Genomic DNA, 10,267 nt, shown 5'->3' with positions numbered 1-10,267 from the left:
CTCCCCCTTGACCCCCTCGCCAGGGTCCAGGGGGACCCTGGACCGCCGGATTGGGCGTGCGTCCGGGGGGCGGGGTGACACGGCGTGATACATCCGAGGGTTGACCGCGGCCCCCCCGGCAGGGTGTACCCCTGCGCCATGCGCGCCCTCCTCCGTGCCTTCCCCCTCCTCCTCCTGCTCATCGCCCTGCCGGCGCTGGCGCAGGTCCCGGCTGCCCCCGCGCCCGCTGCCCCGGCGGCGGCCACCAGCCCGGCGGAACTCGATCGCCTGCTGGGCCTGCTGCGCGACGATGCCCGCCGGGCGGAGCTGATGCGGACGCTGGAGGCACTGGCCGCCGCCCAGCGCAACGGCACCGCCGCCCCTGCCTCCGCCCCTGCCTCCGCCCCTGCCGCCGCGGCGCCGGCGCCGGCCGAAGCCGCGCCCGCGGCCGCGGAGCCCGCCTTGCTGGCCCCCAATACGCTGGGCGCGCAGCTGCTCATGGGCGCCCAGCAGCGCCTGCAATCCATCTCGGAAAGCATGGTCGCCGCCGTCCAGGCCGCGACGGACCTGCCCGCGCTCTTCACCTGGCTCGGCGGCATGGCGCGCGATCCGGTGACCCAGGCGCGGGTGATCGATGCCGCCTGGAAGCTGGGCCTGCTGTTCGGCGCCGGGCTGGTGGCGGAATGGCTGACGCGGCGCGGGCTCCGCCGCTGGTCCGACCGGCTGGATGCCATGGCGCCGGCCGCCGATGCGCGCTGGACCTGGGTGCGCCGCGTGCCCCTCGTCCTCGCCCGCTTCCTGCTGGACCTGGTGCCGGTCGCCGCCTTCGCGATCATCTCCTACGGCATGATCGGCTTCGTGCGGCCCCTGCCGACGACGGAGCTGGTGCTGCTGACCGCGAACAACAGCTACATGGCGCTGCGCGCCGTGATGGCCATGTCGCGCGTCCTCTTCTCGCCCAACTCCACCCATCTCCGCCTGGTGCCGAGCAGCGACGAGACGGCTGCCTATGTCACCATCTGGGTCCGGCGGATCATGGTGGTGGCGATCTCCGGCTACGCCATCGCGGAAAGCGGCCTGCTCTTCGGCATGCCCTGGGCGGCCTATGACGCGGTGCTGCGCCTCGCCCTGCTGATCGTCTCCCTGCTGCTGGTCATCGTCATCCTCCAGAACCGGGAGGCCGTGGCCGATGCGCTCCGCGCGCCCGAACTGGCGGAGGAGGAGAAGCCGGACCGCATGCGCCTGCTGCTGCGCGGGCTGCGCGACCGCGTCGCGGATGTCTGGCACCTGCTGGCGATCCTCTGGCTCATGGCGCTCTGGGGCGTCTGGGCGCTGGAGGTCCGGGACGGCTTCGAACGCCTGCTGCGCGTCTCCGCCACCACCATCCTGATCCTCGGCCTGGCGAAGCTGGCGGATGAGGTGATCCGCCGCAGCATCGCCCGCGGCTTCGCCATCGGCCCCGACATGGCGCGCCGCTATCCCGGGCTGGAGGCGCGCGCCAACCGCTACCTCCCGGTGCTGAAGGGCCTGGTGACGCTGATCATCGGCGTGCTCGCCCTGCTGTTCCTGCTGGAAAGCTGGGGGATCGAATCCTTCGCCTGGTTCCGCCGCGGCCAGCTCGGCGCGCGGCTGCTCTCCTCCCTCGTCTCCGTGGGCCTCACGGTGCTGACGGCGGTGACGGTCTGGGAACTCTCCAACGCCGCGATCGAGCGCTACCTCACGAAGCTCTCCCGCGATGCCAAGGCGGCGCGCAGCGCGCGCGTCCGCACGCTGCTGCCCATGCTGCGCACCGTGCTGTCGGCCTCCATCCTGATCTTCATCGCGCTGAACGTGCTGACCGAGATCGGCGTGAACGTCGCCCCCCTGATCGCCGGCGCCGGCGTCGTCGGCCTCGCCATCGGCTTCGGCTCCCAGACCCTGGTCCGGGACGTCATCACCGGCATCTTCCTGCTGTTCGAGGATGCGGTCGCGGTCGGTGACGTGGTGCAGGTGGGTGGCCTGTCCGGCGTGGTGGAACAGCTTTCCATCCGTTCCATCCGGCTGCGCGCCCAGGATGGCAGCGTCCACATCATCCCCTTCAGCGCCGTCACCACCGTGACGAACATGACGCGCGACTTCAGCTTCGCCGTGCTCGACGTCTCCGTTGCCTACGGCGAGGATACCGACCGCGTGGTGGCGGTGATGAAGGAAGTCGCGGCCGAGATCCGCGCCGATCCCAAATTCGCCCCCATCATCCGGGACGAGATGGAAGTGCTGGGGGTGGAGCGCCTGGCCGACAGCGGCGTCCTCATCCGCGCCCGCATCAAGGGGGAGCCGACCGCGCGCTGGGCGGTGGGGCGGGAGTTCAACCGCCGCATCAAGCAGCGCTTCGACAAGCTGGGGATCGAGATCCCCTATCCCCACCAGAAGCTCGTCATCGACCGGGGCGAGAACAAGCACCCGGCCGAGGACCTGGCCGATGCCGCCCCGCCCAAGCCGGCATCCTGAGGTCGTGACACGGCCCGGCCCGGCTGCTAGCGTGGCCGTGTGACGATGTTCCGGACCCTCAAGGGCCGAATTACCGGCCCGGCCGCCTGACCCCGTGCCCCCCGATGGGGGGGCATGGTCGCGCGTTGCCGGGTGCCTGGTCCCTTCGTCCGCCCTTCCGGAGCCTTTCGTCAGATGTCCGATTTCCTCGATGGCGACTCACTGGTCGCCGCGCGCTTCACCGTCAGCGCCGATGCCTCCCCCGGCCTGCTCTCCCGCATCCTGCAACCCTTCGCCAAGCGCGACCTGATCCCCGACCTCGTCCGCGCGACGCGGGAGGGGGATGTGATCCGGGCGGAGGTCGCGCTGCACGCCATGCCGCTCGGCATGGTGCACCTCGTCGCCGGCAATCTGGGCCAGATCATCGGCGTGCGGCGGGTGGAGGCGATGGAAGGCCGCGTGGTGCGGCTGGCGGCCTAGCCGCCGGCGGGCTGGCCGCGTAACGGTCCTGTCAGGCGCGGGGACGGCGATTGAACCAGCCCCGCCGCGGGGCCATTTCCCCCTCATGTCCTACCTGCTCGCCATCCTCGTCCCGCCGCTGGCCATCCTGTTGCAGGGGCGGCCCTTCCAGGCCGTCTTCAACGCCATCCTCTGGGTCGGCGGGCTGCTCTTCATCCTGCTGCCCTTCGTGGTCGGGCAGGGCGCCTGGCTGATCGCGGTGATCTGGGCGATCGTTGTCGTCTATAATCGCCGCAGCGAGGCCCGCGACCGGCGCCTGATCGAGGAAGCGCTGCGCCGCCGCGGCTGAAAACCCCGCGGCCAGGGTCCTGCCGGACTCTGGCCGCCGACCATGCCACGGGAGAACAGCGTTCCCCCGCGCCTACGCCCCGCGCTTGAACGCCACCTTGTCGTTGGCGCCGGCCTCCGGCGGCTCCCCCGTCAGTCGCGCCTTCACGTAGCCATAGGCGTGCACGAGCGTGGAATTGGGCGCGTCCCAGTATTCCGCGCCCTCGACCTCCACCTTCAGCAGCGCGGCCCTGGGATCCTCCGGCCCACCGGGGAACCAGGTCCGCAGGTATTCGGACCACAATTCCTTCTGCTTCGCGGGATCGCGCACGACGCTCGCGGTGCCGGAGACGCTGACATAGTCCTGCGAGGACGGGTCCGAATAGGCCAGCAGCACGCGGCCATCATGGCTGATCTCCTCGGTCTTCGGGGAGGGCTGGCTGGTGAAGAACCAGAGCACGCCGTCGAACTCCTTCATCGCCACCGCCTGCATCGGCCGCCCGCGGAGGTTCCCGCCCGCATCCACCGTCACCATGATCGCCGTGGCGACGTCCTTGATCATCGCCCAGACCTTGTCGCGCGCTTCCTGGTCCGTCCGTGTTTCCGTCATGCCCGGCTCCCCTTCTGCTTCCACCGGCGCCAACGGCCCACCGCCCCCGGGGTTGCGCGAAGCGTGTGTCGCCGCGCCCCCCCATCTGGCCGCCGCGGGGCAGGGGGGTTACGCTCACCCCCATGCCCCATCCGCACATCCGCCTCGCCCGCGACGGCGCCGTCGCCACCGTCACCATCGACCGCGCCGCCAAGCGCAACGCGATGGACCTGCCCATGTGGGTGGCGCTCGCCGAGGCGATGGAGGAATGCTCCGCCGACGACGACCTGCGCTGCGTCGTCATCCGGGGCGAGGGCGAGGAAGCCTTCTGCGCCGGCGCCGACATCGCCGCCTTCCAGAACGAGCGCGGCACCCCCGAGCGGGAAGCCGAATATGGCGCGGGCTTCGACCGCTCCATGGCCTCCATCCAGCGCTGCCGCCACCCCGTCGTCGCTTCCTGCCGCGGCTGGACCATGGGCGGCGGCGCGGGCATCGCCATCAAGGCGGATTTCCGCGTCGGCGGCCCCGCCACCCGCATCGGCATCCCGGCCCGCAACCTCGGCATCTGGTACGCCTATTCGGACCTCGACGCCCTGCTCCAGATTGCGGGCTATGCGGTGGCGATGGAGATGCTGATCGAGGGAAGGGTGCTGACCGGCCAGGAAGCCTATGACAAGGGCCTGCTCTCCCGCCTCGTGCCGGACCAGGACGTGCAGGCGGAATCCCTGGCGCTGGCGCATCGCATCGCCGCCGGCGCGCCGCTGTCCAACCGCTTCCACAAGCAGGCGCTCCAGAAGCTGCGCGGCGCGCTGCCGGTCACGGCGGAGGATGTCCGGCTGAACGGCGACTTCGCCTATACCGAGGACTTCAAGGAAGCGACCCGCGCCTTCCTGGAAAAGCGCAAGCCGGTGTTCCGCGCCCGCTGAGGGGCGCGGCGGCCAGGCGGGCTGATCCCCGCCGCGCGGCACACTTTCTTTACCCGCATTGGCGCAGGGTGACGCGCCAATGCCCGACCGAGACCTGACCACCGCCGGATCGTCGTCGCAGGAACGTCCCGCCAACCGTGCGGAGCGTGGCATCTTCGTGCCCTTCACCGCACCCATGCTGTGGGGCGGCCGGATTCGCCGCCTGCCGGGCAGCCCCCCCGAATTGCTGCTGCCGAGCCTGACGGGCCGCGGCACCTATGTGCTGGACTGGCGATCGGCCGTCGCGGCCTGCACCCCCTCCCTGCATGACCGCCAGCTCTGGGCCCGGCTCTCGCTGCTCCAGCACCCTACGCCTGCCGCCGTGCGGGGCGTGGTGCGCAAGGTGGCGCTGATGGGCCATGCCGGCCGTCCCGCCCAGGCCGCGGCGGAAGCGGCGCTGGAAGAACAGCGCGCCGCGATCCAGTCGGTGAAGGCCGCGTTGCAGGCGCGGCTGCCCGCGCCCCTGGATGCGCCGGCGGCGGCGCTGCTGGGGGGGCTGGCGGAAGCGCTCGCGGATTCCGGGATCGCCGCCACGGTACCCGGGCCGCAATCCCGCCAGGTGGCGGGGCTGGAGGCCTTCTGCACCGATCTCTGTGAATGGACGCGCCGCGTGCCGGCGCCCTCGGGCCGGAATGCCGGCCTCGTCGTTCTGGCGGCGGCACGCTACAATCTGGCCTCCATCCGCGCCTGCCTCGCGGCCCTCTGGCCCCTGCTGGACGACCTGCCCGGCCTGCTGGCCCGCGGCCCGGCCGGGGTGCGGCTGATGGCGGAACTGGCGGAACGGCCGGACTGGCTGCTGGATGGCTGGCCCCCCATCACCGCCCTCTGGGCTTCCGCCCCCGTGAAGGACCGCAGCGCCCTGGCGGCGGAAATCGCGGCGATCTTTCCGGTCCCCGCGCTGGAAACGGATCGCTGGCCCGGCGGCGCCATGGACTGGGACACGGTGCTGCGCGGCCGCCGGCTGCTGGGTTCCCTGCCCGTCCTGGCCGGCACGCGCCTTGTGGAGATGGCCGCGCGCAACGAAAGCCTCCGGGCGATGACGGCATGACCATCCCCGGCAATGCGGAGAGGGGCCTCCGCGCCGCGCTGGCCGATGCGCCGGATCATGCGCTCGGCCGTGTCGTCGCCATGCTCGATGCCCTGCGTGACCGCAGCGAGGTGGACATCCTGCTGGACGGTATCCGCCCCCGGCTTCGTCGCCTGCGCCCGCAGCGCCCCGTGCGCCTGGGCCGCCTGCTGTGCCTGCCGCTGGAAGGCGTGCTGGTGAACCCGGGCAGCTGGCGGCAATCCCCGCTGCTGGTCCCGCGCAGCGCCATCCGCCCCATCACCGCCGCCGTCGCCGTCGCGGTCGGCGAGATCGTGGTGGAGCTGGAGGTGCTGGCCGCCGGCGGCAGCCTGTCGGATGAGGCGCTGGTCCAGGCGCTGGGGGAGCGCCTCTGGCCCGCGGCCGGTCGCGCCACCCTGCCCATCCCACCCCAGGGCTGGTCGGAGGCCGGCCTGCCGGATGACAGTGCCGCGCCCATGCTCGCCCTCTGCGGCGCGATCTGGCGCCATGCCCCCGCCCTCTGGGCCGCCGCCTATCCCGGCGCGCGGGAGGGCGGCAGCGAGACGGAGATCCGGGCCGCGCTGGCGCCGCTGGCCGGCGAAGGCCGTGCGGCGCTGCTGGCGGGCCTCGCGCTGCTGCTGCGCGACGCCACCCGGCCGGGGGTCGCCGTCTGCGTCGCCGGCAGCCTGATGCCCTCGGTCCAGCCGACCGCCGAACAGGAACTGGCCGCGGCCCTCACGCGCGATGGCGCGCTGGTCGCCGGCGCTGCCTCACCCGGGGAGATGGCCAGCGCTGCCCAGCGCCTGGTCCGCCGGATGGAGGGGCTGGAAGCGACCGACAACCCGATGGCGCGCGATCAGCGCCGCCAATTGGCGCTGACCCTGCGGCGGGAGGTCGGCGCGGCCTGCTACACCCTTTACGACCGCGCCCTGGCGGAGGGGCTGCTGGCGGAGGCAACGCGCATCGCCGCCGGCCCGCCTGCGACCGATGAGCAGGTGGCGATGCTGGAACGCATGGCGCGCGACCTGCGGCGGCTGGAAGTGGCGGGGCGCCGCCTGGCCGCCGAAGCCGCCTTCGACCGCACCCTGGCCGACACCATCGGCCGCCTGCTGCCCCTGGCCGCCAGCCGCGGCGGGCTGGCGCGGGTGGAGGTGGCGCGGCTGGTGGAGATGCTGGCCGGCCCCCAGGCCGCCCTGCCGCTGCTGGAGGGTTAGGCGCGCGTCAGCCGCGGTCCGGCGCGTTGGCCGGCTGGCCCTCATGCGTCTCGCTGCCTGCCCGCCAGCGATGGGTGGAGGACCCGAAGGCCACCAGCTTGCCCTCGGCGTCGAACACTTCCGTCCGCACGAAGAAGATGTTGCGGCCACGGGTCGCGACCTTCGCTTCCGCCACCAGGCGCCCGCCCTTCACCTGGCCCGTGAACTTGCAGTCGAGGTCGAGCGTCACCGCCTTGCGCACATGCCCCGGCACGCTGCACCAAAGCCCCGAATAGCCCGCGGCCTGGTCGATCATCGACAGCACCAGCCCACCATGGATGATGCCGGACCGGTTGCGGTGCTGGTCCCCGGCCTCGCACACCAGCCGCGCATGGCCATCCGCCCAGTGTTCCAGCTTCAGGCCGAGCAGGTCGTGGTAGGGGGCGCCCTTCTCATCGAGGTCGGGTGCGGCGGGGGAGGGGGTCTGTTCGGTCATGCCCGCGTCCGTGCCGCCCCGCGCGCGCGCGGTCAAGCCGTGCCATGATGCGGGGCGGAGGATGCGCGCATGATGGTGCCGGACCGGGTGGAGATCGATGCCGCGGGGGATGCGGTGCTGGCGGCCGACCAGGCCGCGGCGCTGCTCGGCGTGGCGCTGCCCGCCTTCCTGGCCGATCTTCGCGCCGGCGTCGTCTTCTCCATCGTGGAGCGGGGGGAGGGCGCGGATGCCGGCACGCTCCGCCTCACGCTGCGCCGCCGCGGCACCGAACGGCGCCTGGTGGTGGATGCCGCGACGGGGCGCGTGATCGCGGCGGAGGGGGGGTGATCATCCGCCTCAGCATTCATGCCGAGCGGCGCCTGCGCGAACGGGGCATTCCGCTGGCCTGGATCGAGGCCGCGATCGCGCAGCCCGATCGCACCGCGCCGGATCCGGCCGATCCGACCCTGGTCCATGCGTTCCGCGCCATCGGTGCGGCCGGGGGGGCGTATCCTGAAGGTTGTCCACCGCGCTGGGGGGGGGTGATATCCTGGTCGTGACGGCCCATCTCGATCGACGAGCCAGCCGATGATGCGAACCAGCTACGAACCCGAGGCCGATGCCTTCTACGCCCGCTTCGCGCCTGACGCCGTCGCGGTCGAGACGACGGAGGAAGTCGCGCCCGGCGTGATGATCGATTTCGACGCGAAGGGCGACGTGGTGGGCGTCGAAGTCCTGCATGTCCGCACGCGCGGCCAGGGCGCGCTGCCGTCCACGGAGGGACGCGCCGCGGCGGAGTAGCTACGCGATCTGCAGGCCCTGCAGCGCTTCCTCCAGCTCCTGGAAGCTCGGCATCGAATGGCTCGGTGCCGTCTTGCGCCCTGCCTCCACCGCCACCTGCGGCGCGTTGCCGTGCAGATGGGCCACCAGCACGGCGCGGATCACCTCGTAGAACTGGCAATCCTCCGCGATCACGCCGTTCAGCCGCGTCGCCATCGGCCCCATCACGCCATAGGCCAGCAGGATGCCGAGGAAGGTGCCCACCAGCGCGCCGCCGATCATGCCGCCCAGCACCGATGGCGGGCTGTCGATCGAGGCCATGGTCTTGATGACGCCCAGCACGGCGGCGACGATGCCCAGCGCCGGCAGCGCATCCGCCGTGTTCTGGAAGACATGCGCGACGTGCAGCTCCTCCTCCCGGATCTTCTTCAGCTCCTTGGACATGATGTCCTCGATCTGGTGGGGATCGTCGGCGTTCATGCCCACCATGCGGAGGTAGTCGCAGATCATGGTCACGGCGACCTTGTCGGCCAGGATCTTTGGGAATTTCTGGAAGGCCGGGCTTTCCGCCGGTTTCTCGATATGCGGCTCCAGCGCCATGGCGCCCTTCTGCTGTGCCAGCCGCACGAACCAGTAGAGCATGGACAGCAGGTCGACATAGTCGTGCTTGTGGAAGCGCTCGCCCTTGATGATCTTCCCGAAGCCGCCCAGCGTGTGCTTCACGCCATGCATGCTGTTGCCCATGACGAGCGCGCCGATCGCGGCGCCGCCGATCATCATCATCTCGAAGGGCAGGGCCTTCAGGATGATGCCGAACTTGCCGCCCGCGATGGTGTAGCCGCCGAACACCATCACGAGCAGGAAGACCAGGCCGCCGATTGTCGTCATTGGGTCACGATCACCGGTTCGTTCTGCCGCAGCAGCGTGATGGAGACGCGCCTGTTGGCCGGCGCGTTGGGATTGTCCGGCATCAGCAGGTCGCGTTCCGCATGGCCGGTCACGCTGCGGATGCGCGCCTCCGGCAGTCCTGATTCCGCCAGCAGCCGCCGCGTGACATTGGCGCGGTCGGCGGACAGGTCCCAGTTCGACCGGTCGGTGCCGCCGCGGAAGGGCGTGGCATCCGTGTGGCCCGCGATGGCGATCGGGTTGGGCAGCCGGTTCGCCACCTGCGCCACGCGGGCCAGCAGCACCCGCGCGCGATCATTCGGCGCGGCACCGCCGAGCGCGAACATCGGCGTGCGTTCCGCATCCACCAGCTGGATGCGCAGCCCCTGCGGCGTCTGTTCCACCAGCAATTGCCGGCCGAGTTCCGCCAGCGCGGGGTCCTGCGCCACCATCTGGCGGATCTCCTCCGCCGCGCGTTCGAACTCCTCCCTCTCCCGCCGCGCGGCCTCCGCGCGCAGTGCCGCGTCGCTTAGCGCGCGGGCGTCGCTCTCCGTCCCCTCGCCCAGCCGGCGCGGATCGGCGTCGCCGGTGTCCGCATCGATGCGCGCCTGGCGCACGCGGCGCGGCGTCGCATCCTCGTCCTCGCCATCGGGTCCGTCGCGCATCGGCGTGGGGCGGGCGACCTGCTCGGTCTCATCCTCCACATCCACATCGGACAGCACGGGCACGCGGCCGCGCTGCACCGTGACGGCGCCGGCATTCTGCGCCATCGGCGCGCTTTCATGCGGCGTGCGCCCGCCAAAGGGCTGGCCCGATCCGGTCTGCTGCGCGCCCATCACGTTGGTCGGCGCGAAATAGTCGGCCAGGCCCCGGCGCTGTTCCTCCGTCGTCGCGTTCAGCAGCCACATCAGCAGGAAGAAGGCCATCATCGCCGTGACGAAGTCGGCATAGGCAACCTTCCAGGCACCGCCATGGTGCCCGTGCCCGCCTTCCTCGATCCGCTTGATGACGATCGTGCCGCCACCCTTGCCTTTGGCCATGCCCTGCCCAGGATCTTCCCGTACAGGGGGCTGATAAGGCTCGCAGGGTTAAGGGCGGACTAAG

13 protein-coding genes are annotated in these 10,267 nt (G+C 71.7%); 9 read left to right on the top strand and 4 right to left on the bottom strand.

Annotated elements, in window-relative coordinates; translation table 11 throughout:
• Window positions 1-138: 138 nt before the first annotated feature.
• From BM041_RS23315 to BM041_RS23305, 3 genes are all read left to right on the top strand, one after another.
• Window positions 139-2,466 (top strand): mechanosensitive ion channel domain-containing protein, encoded by a 2,328-nt coding sequence (locus tag BM041_RS23315; RefSeq protein WP_092962427.1) that lies wholly within the window; start codon window positions 139-141, stop codon window positions 2,464-2,466.
• 174 nt (window positions 2,467-2,640) lie between these two features.
• Window positions 2,641-2,925: a hypothetical protein gene (locus BM041_RS23310; protein ID WP_092962318.1), complete on the top strand. Its 285-nt coding sequence runs from the start codon at window positions 2,641-2,643 to the stop codon at window positions 2,923-2,925.
• 85 nt (window positions 2,926-3,010) lie between these two features.
• Complete coding sequence (locus BM041_RS23305; RefSeq protein WP_092962317.1) at window positions 3,011-3,253, top strand: hypothetical protein; 243 nt, start codon at window positions 3,011-3,013, stop codon at window positions 3,251-3,253.
• 72 nt (window positions 3,254-3,325) lie between these two features.
• Here BM041_RS23305 and BM041_RS23300 read toward each other — a convergent pair whose 3' ends face one another.
• The gene (locus tag BM041_RS23300; protein ID WP_092962316.1) at window positions 3,326-3,841 is read right to left on the bottom strand and encodes a pyridoxamine 5'-phosphate oxidase family protein; all 516 of its coding nucleotides are present in this window, start codon (window positions 3,839-3,841) and stop codon (window positions 3,326-3,328) included.
• A 122-nt stretch (window positions 3,842-3,963) separates the two neighbouring features.
• Between BM041_RS23300 and BM041_RS23295 the strand changes: the two genes are divergently transcribed.
• From BM041_RS23295 to BM041_RS30770, 3 genes are all read left to right on the top strand, one after another.
• On the top strand, window positions 3,964-4,746 hold the full coding sequence (locus tag BM041_RS23295) for an enoyl-CoA hydratase/isomerase family protein (RefSeq protein WP_092962315.1): 783 nt from the start codon (window positions 3,964-3,966) through the stop codon (window positions 4,744-4,746).
• A 79-nt stretch (window positions 4,747-4,825) separates the two neighbouring features.
• Window positions 4,826-5,833 (top strand): hypothetical protein, encoded by a 1,008-nt coding sequence (locus BM041_RS23290; RefSeq protein WP_092962314.1) that lies wholly within the window; start codon window positions 4,826-4,828, stop codon window positions 5,831-5,833.
• Window positions 5,830-7,044 carry a hypothetical protein gene (locus BM041_RS30770; protein WP_092962313.1) on the top strand — a complete coding sequence of 405 codons (1,215 nt, stop codon included), beginning with the start codon at window positions 5,830-5,832 and terminating at the stop codon, window positions 7,042-7,044. The genes BM041_RS23290 and BM041_RS30770 overlap by 4 nt, the downstream gene beginning before the upstream one ends.
• 7 nt (window positions 7,045-7,051) lie before the next feature.
• Here the strand turns inward: BM041_RS30770 and BM041_RS23280 are convergent, their stop codons facing one another.
• Window positions 7,052-7,519 carry a PaaI family thioesterase gene (locus BM041_RS23280; RefSeq protein ID WP_092962426.1) on the bottom strand — a complete coding sequence of 156 codons (468 nt, stop codon included), beginning with the start codon at window positions 7,517-7,519 and terminating at the stop codon, window positions 7,052-7,054.
• 69 nt (window positions 7,520-7,588) lie between these two features.
• Here BM041_RS23280 and BM041_RS23275 point away from each other — a divergent pair, with 69 nt between their 5' ends.
• Genes BM041_RS23275 through BM041_RS23265 form a run of 3 tightly spaced genes read left to right on the top strand, consistent with a single transcriptional unit; the run spans window position 7,589 to window position 8,299 of the window.
• A complete protein-coding gene (locus BM041_RS23275) occupies window positions 7,589-7,846 on the top strand; it encodes a DUF6522 family protein (protein WP_092962312.1) in 258 nt (85 codons plus the stop codon).
• On the top strand, window positions 7,843-8,058 hold the full coding sequence (locus BM041_RS23270; protein WP_092962311.1) for a DUF4258 domain-containing protein: 216 nt from the start codon (window positions 7,843-7,845) through the stop codon (window positions 8,056-8,058). Before BM041_RS23275 ends, BM041_RS23270 begins: the two co-directional genes overlap by 4 nt.
• 28 nt (window positions 8,059-8,086) lie before the next feature.
• Window positions 8,087-8,299: a DUF2283 domain-containing protein gene (locus BM041_RS23265; protein WP_092962310.1), complete on the top strand. Its 213-nt coding sequence runs from the start codon at window positions 8,087-8,089 to the stop codon at window positions 8,297-8,299.
• Here the strand turns inward: BM041_RS23265 and motA are convergent, their stop codons facing one another.
• Together motA and BM041_RS23255 are read right to left on the bottom strand one after the other, a co-directional pair.
• Window positions 8,300-9,166: a flagellar motor stator protein MotA gene (motA, locus tag BM041_RS23260; protein WP_092962309.1), complete on the bottom strand. Its 867-nt coding sequence runs from the start codon at window positions 9,164-9,166 to the stop codon at window positions 8,300-8,302.
• On the bottom strand, window positions 9,163-10,203 hold the full coding sequence (locus BM041_RS23255) for a flagellar motor protein MotB (RefSeq protein ID WP_092962308.1): 1,041 nt from the start codon (window positions 10,201-10,203) through the stop codon (window positions 9,163-9,165). The genes motA and BM041_RS23255 overlap by 4 nt, the downstream gene beginning before the upstream one ends.
• Window positions 10,204-10,267 lie beyond the last annotated feature (64 nt).

It is taken from the genome of Falsiroseomonas stagni DSM 19981, assembly GCF_900114315.1.
GTDB lineage: Bacteria > Pseudomonadota > Alphaproteobacteria > Acetobacterales > Acetobacteraceae > Falsiroseomonas > Falsiroseomonas stagni.
The sequence above is the reverse complement of the archived record's forward strand: the minus strand, read 5'-3'. Positions and strand labels throughout refer to the sequence as shown.

Excerpts from the sequence above, each read along its gene's own strand:
- BM041_RS23315 (WP_092962427.1), top strand. The coding sequence starts at position 139 with ATGCGCGCCCTCCTCCGTGCCTTCCCCCTCCTCCTCCTGCTCATCGCC.
- BM041_RS23310 (WP_092962318.1), top strand. The coding sequence starts at position 2,641 with ATGTCCGATTTCCTCGATGGCGACTCACTGGTCGCCGCGCGCTTCACC.
- BM041_RS23305 (WP_092962317.1), top strand. The coding sequence starts at position 3,011 with ATGTCCTACCTGCTCGCCATCCTCGTCCCGCCGCTGGCCATCCTGTTG.
- BM041_RS23300 (WP_092962316.1), bottom strand. The coding sequence starts at position 3,841 with ATGACGGAAACACGGACGGACCAGGAAGCGCGCGACAAGGTCTGGGCG.
- BM041_RS23295 (WP_092962315.1), top strand. The coding sequence starts at position 3,964 with ATGCCCCATCCGCACATCCGCCTCGCCCGCGACGGCGCCGTCGCCACC.
- BM041_RS23290 (WP_092962314.1), top strand. The coding sequence starts at position 4,826 with ATGCCCGACCGAGACCTGACCACCGCCGGATCGTCGTCGCAGGAACGT.
- BM041_RS30770 (WP_092962313.1), top strand. The coding sequence starts at position 5,830 with ATGACCATCCCCGGCAATGCGGAGAGGGGCCTCCGCGCCGCGCTGGCC.
- BM041_RS23280 (WP_092962426.1), bottom strand. The coding sequence starts at position 7,519 with ATGACCGAACAGACCCCCTCCCCCGCCGCACCCGACCTCGATGAGAAG.
- BM041_RS23275 (WP_092962312.1), top strand. The coding sequence starts at position 7,589 with ATGATGGTGCCGGACCGGGTGGAGATCGATGCCGCGGGGGATGCGGTG.
- BM041_RS23265 (WP_092962310.1), top strand. The coding sequence starts at position 8,087 with ATGATGCGAACCAGCTACGAACCCGAGGCCGATGCCTTCTACGCCCGC.
- motA (WP_092962309.1), bottom strand. The coding sequence starts at position 9,166 with ATGACGACAATCGGCGGCCTGGTCTTCCTGCTCGTGATGGTGTTCGGC.
- BM041_RS23255 (WP_092962308.1), bottom strand. The coding sequence starts at position 10,203 with ATGGCCAAAGGCAAGGGTGGCGGCACGATCGTCATCAAGCGGATCGAG.